The 18,086-nt window shown below is 73.5% G+C and carries 16 protein-coding genes; 6 read left to right on the forward strand and 10 right to left on the reverse strand.

Annotated elements, in window-relative coordinates:
- Positions 1–114: 114 nt before the first annotated feature.
- The 3 genes from ACH34T_RS28770 to ACH34T_RS28780 are packed head-to-tail and all read left to right on the forward strand — an operon-like array spanning position 115 to position 3,911.
- A complete protein-coding gene (locus ACH34T_RS28770; RefSeq protein ID WP_396024050.1) occupies positions 115–1,083 on the forward strand; it encodes a DMT family transporter in 969 nt (322 codons plus the stop codon).
- Positions 1,084–1,119: 36 nt separating this feature from the next.
- Positions 1,120–3,039, forward strand: a complete 1,920-nt coding sequence (pknB, locus tag ACH34T_RS28775) for a Stk1 family PASTA domain-containing Ser/Thr kinase (RefSeq protein ID WP_396024051.1) — start codon at positions 1,120–1,122, stop codon at positions 3,037–3,039.
- A gap of 20 nt (positions 3,040–3,059) precedes the next feature.
- A complete protein-coding gene (locus ACH34T_RS28780; protein WP_396024052.1) occupies positions 3,060–3,911 on the forward strand; it encodes a deoxyribonuclease IV in 852 nt (283 codons plus the stop codon).
- 692 nt (positions 3,912–4,603) lie between these two features.
- On the opposite strand, the gene ACH34T_RS28785 is transcribed toward ACH34T_RS28780, so the two are convergent.
- The 5 genes from ACH34T_RS28785 to ACH34T_RS28805 form a co-directional block, all read right to left on the reverse strand.
- On the reverse strand, positions 4,604–6,322 hold the full coding sequence (locus tag ACH34T_RS28785; protein WP_396024053.1) for a cation acetate symporter: 1,719 nt from the start codon (positions 6,320–6,322) through the stop codon (positions 4,604–4,606).
- On the reverse strand, positions 6,319–6,978 hold the full coding sequence (locus ACH34T_RS28790; protein ID WP_396024054.1) for a hypothetical protein: 660 nt from the start codon (positions 6,976–6,978) through the stop codon (positions 6,319–6,321). Before ACH34T_RS28790 ends, ACH34T_RS28785 begins: the two co-directional genes overlap by 4 nt.
- Positions 6,968–7,792 (reverse strand): LytR/AlgR family response regulator transcription factor, encoded by an 825-nt coding sequence (locus ACH34T_RS28795; protein WP_396024055.1) that lies wholly within the window; start codon positions 7,790–7,792, stop codon positions 6,968–6,970. The genes ACH34T_RS28790 and ACH34T_RS28795 overlap by 11 nt, the downstream gene beginning before the upstream one ends.
- 76 nt (positions 7,793–7,868) lie before the next feature.
- Positions 7,869–9,371, reverse strand: coding sequence for a sensor histidine kinase (locus tag ACH34T_RS28800; protein WP_396024056.1), 1,503 nt, complete (start codon positions 9,369–9,371; stop codon positions 7,869–7,871).
- Between the two features lie 122 nt (positions 9,372–9,493).
- A complete protein-coding gene (locus ACH34T_RS28805; protein ID WP_396024057.1) occupies positions 9,494–10,117 on the reverse strand; it encodes a sulfite oxidase-like oxidoreductase in 624 nt (207 codons plus the stop codon).
- Between the two features lie 277 nt (positions 10,118–10,394).
- On the opposite strand from ACH34T_RS28805, the gene aroF reads away from it, so the two are divergent.
- The 3 genes from aroF (at position 10,395) to ACH34T_RS28820 (ending at position 13,579) form a co-directional block, all read left to right on the forward strand.
- A complete protein-coding gene (gene aroF, locus ACH34T_RS28810) occupies positions 10,395–11,441 on the forward strand; it encodes a 3-deoxy-7-phosphoheptulonate synthase (protein ID WP_396024058.1) in 1,047 nt (348 codons plus the stop codon).
- A gap of 204 nt (positions 11,442–11,645) precedes the next feature.
- On the forward strand, positions 11,646–12,635 hold the full coding sequence (locus ACH34T_RS28815; RefSeq protein ID WP_396024059.1) for a DMT family transporter: 990 nt from the start codon (positions 11,646–11,648) through the stop codon (positions 12,633–12,635).
- Between the two features lie 41 nt (positions 12,636–12,676).
- Positions 12,677–13,579, forward strand: a complete 903-nt coding sequence (locus ACH34T_RS28820) for a DUF5954 family protein (RefSeq protein ID WP_396024060.1) — start codon at positions 12,677–12,679, stop codon at positions 13,577–13,579.
- Between the two features lie 30 nt (positions 13,580–13,609).
- Here ACH34T_RS28820 and thiI read toward each other — a convergent pair whose 3' ends face one another.
- The 5 genes from thiI to ACH34T_RS28845 form a co-directional block, all read right to left on the reverse strand.
- Positions 13,610–14,842, reverse strand: coding sequence for a tRNA uracil 4-sulfurtransferase ThiI (gene thiI, locus ACH34T_RS28825; protein WP_396024061.1), 1,233 nt, complete (start codon positions 14,840–14,842; stop codon positions 13,610–13,612).
- Positions 14,843–14,950: 108 nt separating this feature from the next.
- Positions 14,951–15,976: a 6-phosphofructokinase gene (locus tag ACH34T_RS28830; RefSeq protein ID WP_396024062.1), complete on the reverse strand. Its 1,026-nt coding sequence runs from the start codon at positions 15,974–15,976 to the stop codon at positions 14,951–14,953.
- 150 nt (positions 15,977–16,126) lie between these two features.
- Entirely contained in the window at positions 16,127–16,600 is a 474-nt protein-coding gene (locus tag ACH34T_RS28835; protein ID WP_396024063.1) for a hypothetical protein, read from the reverse strand.
- A 47-nt stretch (positions 16,601–16,647) separates the two neighbouring features.
- Positions 16,648–17,484 carry a DUF692 domain-containing protein gene (locus ACH34T_RS28840; protein WP_396024064.1) on the reverse strand — a complete coding sequence of 279 codons (837 nt, stop codon included), beginning with the start codon at positions 17,482–17,484 and terminating at the stop codon, positions 16,648–16,650.
- A partial coding sequence (locus ACH34T_RS28845) for a TIGR04222 domain-containing membrane protein (protein WP_396024065.1) occupies positions 17,468–18,086 on the reverse strand: 619 nt, incomplete at its 5' end. The genes ACH34T_RS28840 and ACH34T_RS28845, both read right to left, overlap by 17 nt.

Genomic DNA, 18,086 nt, shown 5'->3' on the forward strand with positions numbered 1-18,086 from the left:
GGACCTGAAATGTCGGCGCCAGCAGACTGAGGGACGTCCACCAAGCCCGGCGTGCCGCAACCCTGGGCGTCGCTTCGGTGTTCGTGGAAGCGTCCACTACCTAAGGTGCGTCACATGCAGCAGGACAGCGGCCCGCGCGTCGACAGGCTCGCCGTGGCGGCCGCCATGGTGACGGTGGTGCTCTGGGCGTCCGCGTTCGTCTCGATCCGCAGCGCGGGCGCCGAGTACAGCCCCGGCGCCCTCGCCCTCGGCCGCCTCCTCTCGGGGACGGTCGTGCTCGGCGCGCTGTGGCTCGTCCGGCGCGAGGGGCTCCCGCCGAAGGCCGCCTGGCCGGGCATCGTCACCGCGGGCGTCCTGTGGTTCGGCGCGTACATGGTCGCTCTGAACTGGGGCGAGCAGCTCGTGGACGCCGGCACCGCCGCCCTCGTCGTCAACATCGGGCCGATCCTGATCGCGCTCCTCGGCGGCTGGCTGCTGAAGGAGGGCCTCCCGCCCCGCCTGCTCGCCGGGATGGCCGTGTCGTTCGGCGGCGCGGCCGTCGTCGGTCTTTCGATGTCCGGCGAGGGCAGCTCGTCGGTCGGCGGGGTGCTGCTCTGCCTGCTGGCCGCCGTCACGTACGCGGCGGGCGTCGTCAGCCAGAAGCCCGCGCTGCGGCACGCCTCGCCGCTGCAGTTCACGACGTTCACCTGCGCGATCGGCGCGCTCGCCTGCCTGCCGTTCTCCGGCCAGCTCGTCTCCCAGGCCGCCGACGCGCCCGCCGGCGCGACCTTCAACGTGGTCTACCTGGGCGTCTTCCCCACCGCCATCGCGTTCACCACCTGGGGATACGCGCTCGCCCGGACGTCCGCGGGGAAGATGGGCGCCACCACCTACGCCGCGCCCGCCCTCGTCGTGCTCATGTCGTGGCTGTTCCTCGGCGAGGTCCCCGGCCTGGTCACGCTCGCCGGCGGCCTGCTCTGCCTCACCGGAGTGGCCGTGTCCCGCAGCACCAGGTCGCCGCGCCGCCGGACGCCCGCCGTCCCGGAGGACGCCGCCCCCGCGGAATCACACTCCGGGCTCATCGATGCTCATACTCGCGACTGATGAGGACCTCGCCGTTCCGCCCGTAAACTCGCACCGATGGACACGACGGTTGCCGATCCCCTCGTCGGGCGGGTGCTCGACGGGCGCTACCGCATTGAGTCCCGCGTCGCCCGGGGCGGCATGGCCACGGTCTACGTCGCCCGCGACATCAGGCTCGACCGCGTCGTCGCGATCAAGGTGATGCACGCCGGGCTCGCCTCCGACGACGACTTCGTCGCCCGCTTCATCGGCGAGGCCAAGGCCGCGGCGGCCCTGTCCCACCCGAACGTCGTCGCCGTCTACGACCAGCGCACCGACGGCGAGCACGTCTTCCTGGTGATGGAGTACGTCGCCGGGCACACGCTCCGCGACGCGCTCACCTCCCTCGGCCGGCTCGGCCCCCGCGCCGCGCTGGAGATCATGCAGCCGGTGTTGGCCGCGCTCGGCGCCGCGCACCGCGCCGGGCTCGTGCACCGCGACGTCAAGCCGGAGAACGTCCTGATCACCGAGGACGGCCAGGTCAAGGTCGCCGACTTCGGCCTCGCCCGGGCCGAGACCGCGAGCAAGATGACCAAGACCGGCGTGCTCATCGGGACGGTCGGCTACCTCGCGCCCGAGCAGGTCATGTCCGGCGACTCCGACGTCCGCTCGGACGTGTACGCCGCCGGCGTCATGCTGTTCGAGCTCATCACCGGCCGCCTCCCCCACCAGGCCGACACGCCGCTCGCCGTCGCCTACAAGCACGTGAACGAGACGGTGCCGCCGCCGTCCAGCGCCGTCCCCGGCGTCCCGCTCCGCGTCGACGAGCTGGTCACCGACGCGACCAGCCACGACCCGCGGCGCCGCCCGCAGGACGCGAACCAGTACCTCGCCGAGGTCGCCGAGGTGTTCGGCGGCCTCCCCCGCGACTTCGACCGCCGCCTCGAAGAGCAGAACGCCGCCGGCGCTCCGGAGGGCCCGCCCGCCGGCGGGCGCACCGCCGTCCTCGACGCGGCCACCCTGCCGCCCGCCTACGCGCCCGAGCGCACGAAGGCCGACCGCGCCATCGGCGCGCTGACCGGCCGGTACGTCCTCGTCGCCCTCGGCGTGATCGCGGCGATCATCCTCGGCTGGGCCGTCTGGTACCAGACGTCGGGGCAGTACGAGCACGTCCCGTCGTCCATCGTCGGGATGAAGGTCGCCGACGCCCGCGACCGGCTGGAGAGCGCCGGCCTGGACGTGCGGACCGCGAAGGCCGTCTACGACGACCGCGTCCACAAGGGCGGCGTCGCCAAGTCCGACCCGCCCGCCGGAGCCCGCGTCGCCAAGGGCGACACCGTCACGCTGACGCCGTCCAGGGGCATCACGCCCAAGGAGGTGCCCGACGTCGAAGGCAAGACCCTGGAGGAGGCCAGACAGACCCTCCAGGACGAGGGCTTCACCGTCGGCCGGACGAGCACCACCCCCTCCCAGACCACCGCCAGGGACCGGGTCATCGGCACCGACCCCAAGGCGGGCGAACGGCGGTCCCCCGACGAACCCGTCGGCGTCATCGTCTCCAGCGGCATGTCGATGCCGGGCCTCATCGGCGAGAACGGCGACGCCGCCGCCAACCAGCTGCGCTCGATGGGCCTGAACGTCAAGGTCGAGAAGAAGAAGGTCGACGGCAAGCCCGCGAACACGGTCGTCGAGCAGAATCCGGACGAGGGCACCGGCGTGTCCCGCGGCGACGACGTCACGATCGTCGTCAACCAGCGCGACTGCCTCATCGACGCGGGCCCGTTCCAGATCGGCTGCGACGACGAGGGCGAGGGGAACCAGAACATCCCCGTCCCGAACCTGGTCGGCAGCGACGTGGACGACGCCAAGGACGCCCTGGAGGACTCCGGCTTCAAGGTCAACGTGACGGGCCTCGGCGGCGACGTCGTCCGCTTCCAGTCGCCGAGCGGCGGCGAGGCCCGCCGCGGCTCCACCGTCACCCTCGTCCGGGGCCCCTGACCGGCTAGGCTGAACGGGCGATGACATCTCACAACCCCGTCGGGGCGCACGTCCCCGTGGCCGGCGGCCTGGCCACCGGCGGCCTGAAGTACGCCGCCGAGATCGGCGCCGAGGCCGTGCAGGTCTTCGTCGCCAACCCGCGCGGCTGGGCCCTCCCCGAGGGCAGGCCCGCCGAGGACGAGAAGCTCCGCGCCGCCGGGATTCCCGTCTACGTCCACACGCCGTACCTGGTCAATTTCGGCTCCCCCAGCCAGGAGACCCTGGCCAAGTCGATCGCGACCGTCCGCCACTCCCTCACCCGCGGCCGCGCCATCGGCGCCCTGGGCGTGGTTGTCCACACCGGCTCGGCGGTCACCCAGACCTACGACGAGGCCATGGCGCAGGTCCGCGACCACGTCCTCCCCCTCCTGGACGAGATCCCCGACGACGGCCCCGACCTCCTCCTGGAGCCCATGGCCGGCCAGAACCACATGCTCTGCGCCAAGGTCCAGGACCTGGGCCCGTTCTTCGAGCGGCTCGAAAACCACCCCAAGCTGGGCGTCTGCTTCGACACCTGCCACGCCTTCGCCGCCGGCCACGACCTGGCGGCCCCGGGCGGCGTCAAGGACACCATCGACGCGCTGATCGCCACCGTCGGCGAGGGCCGCCTGAAGCTCGTCCACGCCAATGACTCCAAGGACCCCTGCGCCTCAGGCCGGGACCGCCACGAGAACATCGGCGCGGGCCAGATCGGCGACCAACCGTTCGCCGACCTCTTCCACCACCCCGCCGTGGCGAACATCCCCTTCCTCATAGAAACCCCGGGCCGCGCCCCCGAACCCCACGCCAAAGACATCACCACCCTCAAACACCTCCGCGACACCCCCGCCTAGGCACCCGACCACTGCGCGCCCCGCCTGCTCCCCAGGGTCAAGGGCACACCGCCGTGACCACTTCACCGCCGGTGAGAGCGTTAGCGTGCCGCACCTTTTCCCCAACCGGCACCCACCCACTGTCGCGCTGACCGCAACCACCGCCGCAACCACGCAACAACCAAAACCGTCGCGATCGCGTCCGAAGGCAGGTTTCGAGCGAAGCAAGAAACCTGATCGCGCAGCGAGCCGCCAGGCGAGCCGAAGCGATGCAGCGATCGCACGCTTTTTTCGACGATGGAGGCCCCCAGGGCCGAAGGAGGAGAAAAAAGCAATAAACACAGCTCGGGCGCCGCTGAACAACCCCCCGACTGTTCAACGACGCCCGAGCCACAGGTCACCGGATCCCACCCCCCCGGTACGGGATCCAGCGACGCACGATCCGGCGTGCGACTGGCGTGCGCCGGATCTCCGGATTTGCTTTTGTGGGAGGGGCCCGTCCCTCCAGTGGCGGTGTGGTTTCGGTGCCACTGAGAACTCTAGGGGTGTGATGCCACGGTTGCGGTCCAGGAAAACCCAAGTCTCGTTAAGCGGTACGTAGTCAGAGATGTGCGTTGTGTAGTCGTGCGGTGAGCGGGCGGTCCGGCGGGACGAGCGGCGTTTGGGAACGGTCCACGGCGAGCGGGGCTCGATGGTCGATGAATCACGGGCGTTCAGCGGGCGGGCGCGTCTTCGGGCAGGTGCAGTTTCATGAGGGCGCGGTCGGCGCGGCGCGGGACGCGGCGGCGGGTCAGCAGCGACACGGCGATCATGACGGCGAAGGTCGCGGGCGCGACGGCGGCGGCGGGCTGGGCGAGGACGGCGAGGGGCCAGCCCGCCCAGGGACCGGAGAACAGGCGGGCGACGCCGGCGGCGATCGCGAGGCCGCCGCCGACGAGGAGTCCCGCGGCGGCGCCGGCGGCGGTCAGGCCGCGCCACCAGATGCCGAGGACGAGCAGCGGGCACAGCGAGCACGCGGACACGCAGAGAGCCATCGTGACCAGGGCGGCGGCGCCCTGCGGAACGATGCTCGGCAGGACGGCCAGCGGCGCGGCCAGCGCGATCACGACGCCGAGGCGGAACGCGGTGACGCCGCTGCGGCGCCGGACGCACTGGGAGATCGTCCCGGCGAGGGCCACGACGATCCCGCAGGACGTGGAGATGAACGCGGCGAACGCCCCGGCGGTGATGAGGCCGGTGAGCAGCGCGCCGCCGGGTCCGGGGATCATCCGCTGCGGCAGCATCAGGAGGGTCGCGTCGGTGTCGCCGGTCATCAGGAGTTCGGGGGCGTAGAGGCGCCCGAGCGTCCCGTACAGGGTGGGGAACACGTAGAACAGGGCGAGCAGGACGGGCACGAACGCGGCGGTGCGGCGCGCCGCGGCCCCGCTGGTGCTGGTGTAGAACCGCATCAGGATGTGCGGCAGGCCCATGGTGCCGAGGAGGACGGCGAGCAGCGCCGAGTAGGTGTGGAAGAGGCCCTGGTCCTCGCCGCGTCCGAAGGGCGTCGCCCAGGTGACGCCGTCCTGGACGGGCAGCCGTTCGGCGTGCGGCACCGCCGCCCCGGCCGGGAAGCGGACGTCGGTCCCGGCGCCGATGGTGTGCCGGCCGGGTGAGAGCGGCACGGGTTCGTCGTCGCGGACGGCGCCGTCCACCCGTCCCCGCGCGGTGACGGTGACAGCGGAGCGCACGGTGACGGCGGCGCAGGTGCGCACCTCCACCCGCGTGGCCCGTTCGAAGGTCGGCGGGGCGTCGGCGACGGGGTCGGGCGCGCCGCTGAGGTTCCACACGGCCAGCAGCGCCACGGCGGGGACGGCCACGGCGGTGAGCTTCAACCAGAACTGGACGGCCTGGACGGCGGTGATGCCGCGCATCCCGCCGGTCGCGGCGAGCAGCAGCGCGGCGCCGACCACGACGGCCCAGCCGGTCCAGACGGGTGCGCCGGTCAGGACGCGCAGCGTCACCCCCGCGCCCTGGAACTGCGGCAGCAGGTAGAACCAGCCGATGAAGCAGACGCAGCCGGTGACGATCCGCCGGACGGTCCGGGAGCCGAGCCGCCATTCGGCGAAGTCGGAGACGGAGTAGGCGCCGGACCGGCGCAGCGGCGCGGTGACGAACGCCAGCAGCAGGACGTATCCGGCGGTCGCGGCGATGGGCAGCCACAGCATGTCGGCGCCGTAGGCGAGCACCAGCCCGGCGGAGCCGAGGAACGCGGCGGCGGAGATGTACTCGCCGCTGATCGCGGACGCGTTCCACCAGGGGGTGACGCCGCGCGAGGCGGTCAGGAAGTCGGAGGCGGTCCCGGCGGAGCGGCGTCCGCGCAGGCCGCGGGCGGACGCCGCGCCCAGCACCGCGCCGAGTGCGATCAGCGCCGTGGCGACGGCGAGCGCGGTCACGCCTGGTCCACCGGTCTGTTCCGGAGGGCGTGGGGGGCCGCCCTCCCACGGGAGAGGGGTCTGTTGCGGGGGGTGGGAGAGTGCGTCCCCGCGCAGGGGACCTGTGCGGTCAGGTCGCGTTCGGCTCGTTCGGCGCGTCTCAGCTGCCGCAGGGCCACGGCGACCCAGAGGGGCTGGATGCCGAGCACCAGGACGAGCCAGGACAGCGGGACGCCGCGCACCCCGGCCCGCGAGATCGCGGGGACGAGGGCGAGCAGCGCGGGCAGGCCGGCCACCACGGTCAGGACGACCGCGCAGGTCGTGAGGGCGATGCGCAGCTGGGCGCGGATGAGGGCGGACGCCGCCGCGGCGCCGACCGGCGCGGGCTGGGACGCGTCGGACGGACCGGTGTCGGACGGGCCCGCGTCGGACGGGCCAGTGCCAGGCGGATCGGCGTCGGGCGGATCGGCGTCGGGCGGATCGGCGTCGGGCGGATCGGCGTCGGGGGGGCCGGTATGGAGAGGATCGGGGTCCTGCGGGTCGGACGCGGACGGCGCCGGCGCGGCGGCCTGTTCGGCGGGCCGTGCCTCGGACGGCGGCGCGGCGAGGCCGTCCGGAAGCGTCCGCGCGCGGACGGTCAACGTTCCCGAGACCGTCACCCGCCGTTCACCGTTCATCGCGACCATCTCCCGTGGTGCCGCCGTCGGCGCCGGTCTCGGCGTCGTCCGCCGCGTCGGGGTGGTGGAACTTGCGGACGAGCCGGTCCCGCACCTCGCGGGTGTGCCGGCGGCTGACCTGCAGCAGCTCGTCCCCGATCTGGACGGCGGCGCGGCCGCCGTTGAAGCGCACCTCGGTGATGTGCGCGGACGCGACCAGGGTGCTGCGGTGGATGCGGATGAACCCGGCACCCTCCCACCGCTTGGTGAGCGCCGACAGCGGCATGCGGACGAGGTACCCGCCGTCGGCGGTGTGCAGCCGGACGTAGTCGCCTTGCGCCTCGACGTGGGTGACGGCCCGCCGGGAGACGAGCCGGGTCCGGCCGCCGAGCTCGACCGGGATCATCTCGTCCTCGGGGTCGCGGCCCTCCGGGCCGGGCTGCGCGGGCGCCGCCCGGTCCACGGCCTCGGCCACGCGGCGCACCGACTCGGCGAGCCGCTCGGGCCGGACGGGCTTCAGCAGGTAGTCGAGCGCGCCGAGCTCGAAGGCGGTGACGGCGCAGTCGTCGTGGGCGGTGACGAAGACGACGTGCGGCGGCGCGGCGAAGCCGGTGAGCAGGCGGGTGAAGTCGAGCCCGTCCAGCCCGGGCATGCGGATGTCCATGAAAACGGCGTCGAGGCGGTCGCCCTCGACGAGCATCCGGCTCAGGTCGCGCAGCGCGGACGAGGCGTCGGCCGCGCAGCTGACCCGGCCGACCCGCGGATCCTTGCGGAGCAGATAGGTCAGCTCCTCAAGCGCGGGACGTTCATCGTCGACGGCCAGGACGTGCAGCATGAGGGCGACTTTGCCGCGATTACCGTCTGTCCGCAATCGGTTCCGAAAAGTGAGTGGCGTGTCGCGGCGGCGGACGTCAGTCCGGAAACACGCCGGGACGGTACTTCGGGACGCGTAAATTGACCTTGGTTCCGGCGCCGAGAGCGGTCTCGACGGTCAGCCCGTACTCGTCCCCGTAGACCTGTCGCATCCGCTCGTCGACGTTCGCGAGCCCGATCCCGGCGCCGCCGCCCGGGTGGCCGCGGGTGGCCACGCTCCCCCAGCCGGTCGGGCCGGGACGGCCGAGCGGCGCGGAGAGGATCTCCTGGAGTCGCTCGGGGTCCATGCCGACGCCGTCGTCCTCGACGGAGATCGCCGCCTCGGCGCCCGAGTCGCGCGCCACGATCGAGATGTGGAACGCGTCGCCCGCGCCCTCCATGCCGTGCCGGATCGCGTTCTCGACCAGCGGCTGCAGCGCGAGGAACGGCACCGCGACCGGCAGCACCTCGGGCGCGATGTCGACCCGGAACTGGAGCCGCTCGCCGAACCTGGCCCGTTCCAGGAGCAGGTAGCGGTCGATGGAGCGCAGCTCGTCGGCGAGGGTGGTGAAGTCGCGGGCGTTGCGGAAGGAGTAGCGGGCGAAGTCGGCGAAGTCCAGCAGCAGCGCGCGGGCCCGGTCGGGGTCGGTGCGGACGAACGAGGCGATCGTCGTCAGCGAGTTGTAGACGAAGTGCGGGGAGATCTGGGCGCGCAGGGCCCGCATCTCGGCCTCGGCCAGCCGGATGCGGGCGTTGTCGAGCCCGGCGAGTTCGAGCTGGCCGGTGACCAGCCGGGCGGCCTCGCCGACCGCCCGGACCCGTGCGGTCGACGGGCTCCGCCAGTACACGGTCAGCGTCCCTTCGACGCGTCCTTCGATGGTGAGCGGCGCGACCATCGCGACCTGGACGGGGCACCGCGGTTCGCGGCAGCCCATCATCTCGGGGGCGAGGACGCGCGGCCTGCCGGAGGCCAGCACGGGCAGGGCCTCGCGGACGGCCTCGGCCGCGTGGGTACCGCGGCCCGCGCCATCCCACGCCAGGAGCCGGGGCGCTGCCGGGACCCGATGGTGACCGTCGCCAGGGCCGTCCTCGTCGGGGCCGTCGAGGTCGTCGAGGTCGTCGTCGTCCGGGGGCAGGACGGCCACCAGCGCGACGGCCTCGGCGCCCAGCAGCGATCTGAGCCGCCGGGCGGCCTTGCGCGCCGAGTCCTCGGTGAGGCCGGCGCGCAGCGGCGGGGACGCCCGCGCGATCAGGTGCAGCGCCGCGAACGCCGCCTGCTCGGCCGCGTCGGCGGGCAGGCGGCGCGGAAAGCCGCGGGCGAGCCCGAACGAAAGCCCGAGCGAAGGCCCACGGGAATGCCCGAGCGATGAACCACGGGAAGGCCCAACTGATGGCCCGCGGGAAGGCCCGAGTGATGGCCCACGGGAAAGGCCGCGTGCGAGTCCGCGTGGGAGACCACGCCACCGGCGGAGCGCCCAGGCTCCCGCGGCGGCGCCCGCGGCACCGGCGGCACCGGCGGTCGTGGCGTACACCACGACATCCGCGACGGACGGTAGGACCATGACAACGTACGGTAACGGCTGTCCATCGCAAGGGGCGGTGTGTTGCCCATTTACGAAGGTCTCGGATGGGCTACGCCGCGAGCGTTCGCCACCCGGTTACAGCGCCGCGCCACGGCGTCCCGTCACAGGGGCGGCGATTCGCCCTGGTCCTCCTGGTACGAGTAGCGCTGCTCCCGCCACGGGTCGGCGACGTTGTGGTAGCCGCGCTCCTCCCAGAAGCCGCGCCGGTCCTTCACCAGGTACTCGACGCCCCGCACCCACTTCACGCTCTTCCACGCGTACAGGTGCGGGACGACGATCCGGATCGGGAAGCCGTGGTCGGGGCTGATCCGCTCGCCGTCGCGGTGGGTGGCGAACATCGTCCCGTCGGCGAGGAAGTCGCTCATCCGGATGTTGGCGCTGTAGCCGTACTCGGCCCACACCATCACGTGCGTGACGTCCGGCGCGGGCGGCGCCAGCTCGACGATCGCCGTGCCGGGGACGCCCTCCCACACGTTGTCGGGGATCGTGAACTTCGTGACGCAGTGGAAGTCCGCGACCGTCGTGATCGTCGGGAGGGCGTCGAACTCGTCCCAGGTCCAGCGGTGCTGCTCTCCCGACGCGGTCGCGCCGAAGACGCGGAAGTCCCAGTCCTTGGGCCGGAACTTCGGCACGGGGCCGTAGTGCAGGACGGGCCAGCCCCGGGGGACGTACTGGCCGGGCGGAAGATCGCGCGGCGCCGGTGCGGACGGTTCGGGGTGGGACATGACGCGGCCATCCTGCCATCCGGAGTGAGCTGAGCCATATTCGGGGGTCCGCGGGGGGCCGCACCCGGCCGGAGCCGTTAAGCTGGGCCCGTGCGCAACGTCGTGTATTTCTTTTGGTTCGACCAGCCCGGGCGGCTGGTCTGCCAGACGCTGCGCTGACAGACCGCAAGACGAGAGCCCCGGGCCGCACTGGCCCGGGGCTCTCGTCGTTCCAGGGGTTGTTCGCGGGGTCCACCGGGACCCCGGGCCCTGGGCGAAGGAGAGAGGCAGCACACCCATGGTCGTCGTCATGGCCCCGGAGGCCAACGAAGCGGATATCGAGGCCGTCGTCTCACTGGTCGAGACGGCGGGGGGCGAGGCCTTCGTCAGCCGCGGCGTGGAGCGGACCATCGTCGGGCTCGTCGGCGACGTCCAGCAGTTCGGGACGCTGAACCTGCGCGGGATGCGCGGCGTCAGCGACGTGATCCGCATCTCCGCGCCCCACAAGCTGGTGAGCCGCGAGAACCACGGGGAGCGCTCGGTCGTCCGGGTCGGCGGCGTCCCGATCGGCCCGGGCACCATGACGCTGATCGCCGGCCCGTGCGCGGTGGAGACGGCCGAGCAGACCCTCGGTGCCGCGCAGATGGCGCAGGCCGCCGGCGCGACGCTGCTGCGCGGCGGCGCGTTCAAGCCGCGGACGTCCCCGTACGCGTTCCAGGGCCTCGGCGAGGCGGGCCTGCGCATCCTCGCGGACGTGCGGGAGGAGACGGGCATGCCGGTCGTGACCGAGGTGGTGGACGCCGCCGACGTCGACCTCGTCGCGTCCTACGCCGACATGCTCCAGATCGGCACCCGCAACGCGCAGAACTTCGCGCTGCTGCAGGCGGCGGGCGAGTCCGGCAAGCCGGTCATGCTGAAGCGCGGCATGAGCGGGACGATCGAGGAGTGGCTGATGGCCGCCGAGTACGTCGCGCAGCGCGGCAACCTCGACATCGTGCTGTGCGAGCGCGGGATCCGCACGTTCGAGAAGGCGACCCGCAACACCCTGGACATCTCCGCGGTGCCGGTGGCGCAGCGCCTCTCCCACCTGCCGGTGATCGTGGACCCGTCGCACTCGGGCGGCAGCCGCGACCTCGTCCTGCCGCTGACCCGCGCGGCGATCGCGGTCGGCGCCGACGGCGTGATCATCGACGTGCACCCGCATCCCGAGACCGCGCTGTGCGACGGCCCGCAGGCCCTGGTGGACGGCGACCTGCGCGAGCTCGCCAAGCTCGTCCGGGACCTGCCGCCGATCGTCGGCCGCGCCCTCACCCAGGCCCAGGACCCGGACGCCGTGCCCGCCTGACCGGTGGGCCGGCCGTCTCGGATATCGTTCCGTGCATGGCGTACTGGACCCCGAGCTGCGGGCCGCCCCGCTCCTGACGGGGCGCGGCGACCGCACTCGCTGACCGAGTCCTGACACGGCCCGGCGCTGCCCGCGCCCGGCCGTGTCCTCCTGCGCCCCGGATCCGGATTCCCTTCATCCGATTCGAGCCCAGGAGCCTCTCCCGTGTCACAGCACACGTCTGTTCCGCGTGCGTCCGGCAAGAACGGCAAGAACGGCGGCGGCGCCTCGTCCGGCCGCGTCCGGCGCGGCGGCGCCGACATCCTCCTCGCGGCGTCCCTGTGGGGGACGACCGGGACCGTCCGCACCTTCGCGGACGGGTCGACCGCGTTCTCCATCGCCGCGATCCGCATCGTCATCGGCGGCCTGATGCTGCTCGGCTTCGCCGCGGCGTCCCGGCGCGGCGCGGGGCTGCGCCGCCTGTTCCGCGACCGCCGCAACTGGCCGCTCGTCGGCGCGGGCGCGGTCACGATCGCCGTGTACCAGGCGGCGTTCTTCGTCGCCGCCGGGCGCACCGGCGTCGCGGTCGCGACCGTCGTCACGATCGGCAGCGCGCCCGCGTTCACCGGGGTGATCGGGCTGGCGACCCGGCGGTCGGCGCCGACCGGCCGGTGGCTGCTCGCGACCGGCGGGGCCGTCGCGGGCTGCGCCCTCCTCGTCGGCGGCGGCCGGGACGCGGGCGCGGAACCGGCCGGGATCGCGCTGGCGCTGCTGTCCGGCCTGTCGTACGCGGTGTACGCGACGGTCGCGTCCGCCCTCATCACCCGCGGCGAGGAGGACCGGGCCGTCGCCGGGTCGCTGTTCGGGACGGCGGCCGTCCCGCTGGTCCCGGTGCTGTTCGCCGAGCCGACGGGCTGGCTGACCACCGGGCAGGGCGCGCTGATCGCGCTCTACCTCGGCGTGATCACGACCGGCGGCGGCTACCTGCTGTTCGCGCGGGGCCTGCGCACGACGCCCGCCACGACCGCGACGACGCTGACGCTCGCCGAGCCGGCGGTCGCGGCGGTGCTCGGCATGGTCCTGCTGGACGAGCGGCTCGGCACCGTCGCGCTCGGCGGCCTCGCGCTGCTGGCGGCGAGCCTGGTCGTGCTGGTCCTGCCCGTCCGGCGGCGGAACGAGGGCGAACCTATACAGGCCGGTAACAAATTGGTATGAACCACTGGCCGGGCGCGGCCACGGCATGGATGATGTCCCGCATGACAACGGGCGATGACGCCGGGGGGCGGCTGTTCCCGGAGGATCTGGACGGCGTCGACCCCGTCGCCGCGGTGATGCTGGCCGACGCGTGCCGCGCCGTGTCCGCCTACCCGGAGCTCGTGCTCCTGGGCGCGCTGTTCACGGCCGCCGAGCGGGTCGAGCACGGCTGGCAGATCGTGTGCCCGTGCGACCCGCTGCCGCAGGGCGCGCGCGAGCTCCTCGCCGTCCATCTGGAGGACCGGGCGGCCAGGGCGGCGGACGTCGCGGCCGCGCGGCGGCTGGTCGCCGCGGCGCGAACGCTGCAGGACGAGGCCGCCGACGAGGTGACGGCGGGCGGGCGGCGGTTCCGGATCGTGCGGATCGAGCAGCTCGTCCGCACCGGCCCGGACGGGCCCGAGCCGCCCCGCCCCACGGACCTGGACGCGCTGCCCGCCGGCGACCGCGTCGCGGGCCGCCCCTACGACCTGCTGCCCGAGGACGGCGCGGCGTCCGGCTACGCGATGTCCGAGCTGTTGTGCCAGGTGCTGGACGCGTCCGCGGCGCCGGGCGGCGAGGCGTCGTCCGGGGCGTTCCTCACCCCGGTGGCGCTGGCGCCCGCGTTCACCGTCGCGGAGCGCGGCGAGCGGCGCTGGCGCCCGGTCGGGCGGCTGCACGACGCGCCGCAGCAGGCCCGCGACTCGCTGGTCACCTACTTCCGGCACGTGGTGCCCGCGGTGGAGAGCCCGGCCGCGACGGACGTCGCCCGGTTCGCCGAGGCGGCGGAGCTGATGGAGGACGAGACGCGCCGCAACGGCATCGCCGTCGCCGGCCGCCGGTTCCGGATCGTCCGCATCGAACGCGTCACGCTGATGGGCCCCGACGGCCCCGAACCTCCGCGCCCGACCGACTTCGACGCGCGCTGACCGGAGCGCCCCGACCGGAGCGCGCCGCGGTCAGGCGGTGGGGTCGGCGTAGGCCGGACGGTGCTCCTGGACGGACCCGGCCAGCTGGTCGGCGAGCTCGCCGGCGTCGAGGCGCTTCTCGATCTGGCGCAGGTCGTCGATCTTGGCCTTGGTCTCGGCGCGGCGGGGCGCGAGGACGGTGCAGCAGTCCTCGTCGGGCAGCTCGGAGATCGCCAGGGTGCGGATGCGGCGCGCCTGGTCCATGATCTCGATCTTGTCCATGCCGACGAGGGGCCGCAGGATCGGCAGCTCGACGGCGTCGTCCAGCGCGGTGATGTTGGTGAGCGTCTGGCTGGACACCTGGCCGAGCGCGTCGCCGGTGATCAGCGCGGCGCCGCGCAGGCGGCGGGCGAGGACCTCGCCGGTGCGCAGCATCAGCCGCCGCTGCGCGACCACGGCGAGCCGGTCGGCGCCGGACGACTTGATCCGCTGCTGCGCCTTCCCGAACGGGACGACGAACAGCCGCGACCCGCCCTGGAACTTGTCCAGCTCGCGGACCAGCGCGTACGCCTTGTAGATCGATTCGGGCCCGGTGAACGGCATGCCGGAGAAGTGCAGGTAGTCGACGCGCAGGCCGCGGCGCATCATCCGGTAGGCGGCGACGGGCGAGTCGATGCCGCCGGACATCAGCACGAGGGCGCGGCCGCTCATCCCGACGGGCAGGCCGCCCTGGCCGGGAAGCCCGCCGGAGTAGACGAACACCTCGTCGCGGTCGACCTCGATCGACAGGGTGTGCACAGGGTCCTTGAGCCGGACCGGCTGCCCGTACCTGCCGGTCAGCAGCGTGCCGATGTGCCGGTCGAGCTCGGTGGACGTCATCGGGAACCGCTTGTCGCGGCGGCGGGACCGGACGGCGAACGCGCCGGTCCGGCCGTCCATGAGTTCGAGGGCGGCGCGTTCGACGCTGGGGAGGTCCTTGCCGACGCGCCAGGCGCGGTGGGCCCAGACGATGCCCATCACGTCGGTGATCCGCTGGGCGACGCGGTCCATGGTGACCAGGTCGGCGTCGTGTTTGCGGACGATGAAGACGCCGTGGCGGCGGATCACGTCCACCCGGGCGATGGGGCGGACGGCGGTGCGCACGTTGTCGGCGAGCCGCCGTTCGAACTGCTCGCGGTTCTTGCCCTTGAGGACGACCTCGCCCAGTTTGAGCAGCACGCACGGCTCGCCGTCGACCGGCGACTGCTCGCGGACGTCCGCCGCCGCGGTGTCGAGCGTCGTCATGCGTGATCCTCCTGGCGGGAACAGGTCCGAAGGGTGAACGACCAGTGTCGCCCAAAGAGGCCAACACCGCGAACGGACAGCCGTGTTCCCGCCCAGGAGGACCGGTCGTCAGCCGAAGAAGACCTCGGACTCGGAGTAGCGCTCCAGCGGGACGGTCTTCAGTTCCTTGGTCGCCTCGTCCAGGCCGACGCGGACGATGTCGGTGCCCTGGAGCGCGACCATCTTGCCGTAGTCGCCGTCCTTGACGGCGTCGATCGCCTGGAGGCCGAAGCGGGTGGCGAGGACGCGGTCGAACGCGGTCGGCGTGCCGCCGCGCTGGATGTGCCCGAGCACGGTGGCGCGGGCCTCCTTGCCGGTGCGCTTCTCGATCTCGTCGGCGAGGGCCTGGCCGATGCCGCCGAGCCGGACGTGGCCGAACGAGTCGCGCTCCTTGGTCTGGAGCTGCATGCCCCCGTCCACCGGGTGGGCGCCCTCGGACACGACGATGATCGGCGCGTAGCGGGTCTTGAACCGGCTCTCGACGTACTCGCAGACCTTCTCGATGTCGAACGGCCGCTCGGGGATCAGGATGACGTTGGCGCCGGCGGCCATGCCGACGTGCAGCGCGATCCAGCCCGCGTGGCGCCCCATGACCTCGCAGATCAGCGCGCGGTGGTGGCTCTCGGCGGTGGTGTGCAGCCGGTCGACGGCCTCCATGCCGATGTTCACCGCGGTGTCGAAGCCGAAGGTGTAGTCGGTCGCGTTGAGGTCGTTGTCGATCGTCTTCGGGACGCCGACGACGTTGACGCCGCTGGCGTACAGCTCGCGGGCGACGCCGAGGGTGTCCTCGCCGCCGATGGCGATGAGGGCGTCCACGCCGAGGCCCGCCAGGTTGTCCTTGATCCGCTCGACGCCGCCCTCGACCTTGACCGGGTTCGTCCTGGACGAGCCGAGGATCGTCCCGCCGCGCGGCAGGATCCCGCGCACGGCCTGGACGTCGAGCGCGATGGTGTCGCCTTCGAGTGGCCCGCGCCAGCCGGCCCGGAAGCCCACGAACTCGTAGCCGAAGACCTGCACGCCCTTGCGCACGACCGCGCGGATCACCGCGTTCAGGCCGGGGCAGTCACCGCCACCGGTCAGCACTCCGACGCGCATGCCGTCTCCTTCTCCCGCCACCGGGCTCCTCCCTCGATTCACATGGCCAGACTAGTCGTCTGGGACGGGCGGCACGGGCCGTTCGCCGGGCGTCCCGGCGCGCCGCCATTGGTCTAGACCATAGTCGCTGGCGAGGGGTCGGCGTGACGTTTATCCGGCCCGCCGGCGGGATCGCCGCGCCGGGTCCAGGCCGATGACGCGGACCCGCCCGCGGACCTGCAGCGCCGCCCCGCCCGGCACCCGCCGCAGCGCCGCCTTCCGCGGCCGCGGCGAGGACTCGCCGTCATAGGACCAGCGTGCTTCGGCGAGCGCGAGTTCCCGCGCCGCGCCGCCGGCGAGATCGTGGCGGTGCGCCCGCGCGAAGTCCCAGCCGTCGCGGAACGATCCCCGGGTCGGACGCTCGGCCGCCCAGGCGGCGAACGACGTCGTCCAGGAGGGGCCGTACGCCTCGGCCAGCTCGGGCCATGCGCGGGCCACGTCACCGGCCCGTTTGAGGAGGATGCCATGCGCGGCCGCGCGGACCGCGTCGGCGTCGAAGCCGTCCGGCATCGGCCCGCCCGCCGCCATGGCCCGGACGAGCGCCTCCTGCGCGTCCGCCAGTCCGGCGTCGAACGGCTCGCTCATACCTGCTCCCTCTTGGGGACGACCCCCACGCCCCCGCTTCGCTTCGCTCATGTGATGGACGGGAGGCCGGCGGCGGTCGCGATGGCGTCGAGCTCGGCCCGGAGCTCGTCGGCGGGCGGGTAGCGGCCGTCGCGCTCCAGCAGGAACCCGCGCGGACGGTGGCGGGCGCACAGCTCGCCGATCAGGTCCAGGACCTCGGACGGGACGGCGGCCGCGTGCGTGTCGTGATAGCGCCCGCCCTCCTCGGAGCCTCCCGCGACGTGGCAGTACGCGACGCGTTCGAGCGGCAGGCGGTCGAGCAGGCCGACGGGGTCCTCGCCGCGGTTGCGGGCGTTGGCGTACACGTTGGCGACGTCCAGCAGGAGGAGGGCGCCGGTGCGGTCGAGGAGCTCGGTCAGGAAGTCGGCCTCGGTGTACTCGGCGTCCGGCCAGTCGAAGAGGGTGGCGATGGGCTCGACGGCCAGCGGCACCGGCAGCCCGGCCTGGGTGCGGCGGACGTTGGCGGTGAGGGCGTCCAGCGCGGCCCGTGTGCGCGGGACCGGCAGCAGGTGCCCGGCCTCGATCCCGCCCGCCCGGACGAACGCGACGTGCTCGCTCACCAGCGGCGCCGCCAGGGCTTCGGCACAGGCGGCGAGGTGCGCGACCCGGTCGGCGGCCACCGGCTCGGCGCCGCCGAGCGAGAGCTTCACGCCGTGCGGGACGATCGCCGCGCCGCGCTCCCGCAGCTCCAGCAGGTCGGGCGCGGGGTGCGCCGGATGCACGGACTCGGCGATCACCTCGGTGAAGCGCAACCCGGGCAGCGCGCCGACGAACCCGCTGATCTCGGGACGCCACCCGATGCCGACCCCGAGGTCCGGAAGGGTCGTCTCAGCCACCTCCGCCACCGCAGCCTCCCCCTCCGCCGCCGCCGCAGCCTCCACCGCCACCGCAGCCGCCGCCCCCTCCGCCGCCGCAGGAACCGCCGCCGCCGCAGGAGCCGGACGAGCACACCGAGGCCGCGCTCGAACAGGAGGAGCCCGAGTACCCGCCGGACGAGGTCGCGGCCCCGGTCATCTCCATGTAGCGGCCGAGCCCGACCGTCTGGACGAACATCGGATCGAAGGCCATCAGCGCCGCCGTCCCGAACAGCGCGACGCCCAGCAGGACCGACGGCGCGTCGAGCCCGGCATAGGAGGCCGTGTTCCGCGGGTCGAGATGCGGGTTGGCCGCCTTGATCCGCTCGACCGCCTCCTCGCCCTCCTTCGTCCGCTCGGCGCCCGTGTTGAGCAGGGTCCCGACGACGATGACGACCAGGCCGATCGCGACGATCGGGAGGAAGACGCCGGGGAAGCCGCCGAAGACGTCCAGGACGAAGAACGGGACGCCGAACGCCATCCACGCCCAGAGCGCCAGCCGGCCGAGCCACACGCTCCGCCGCCCGTCCGGGCTGATCACCATGCCCTGCGCGACCAGCCCGTCACGGAGCTGGTCGCGGGGGGGGGGGGCG

Source organism: Actinomadura sp. 9N215, assembly GCF_044326345.1.
Taxonomy (GTDB): domain Bacteria; phylum Actinomycetota; class Actinomycetes; order Streptosporangiales; family Streptosporangiaceae; genus Spirillospora.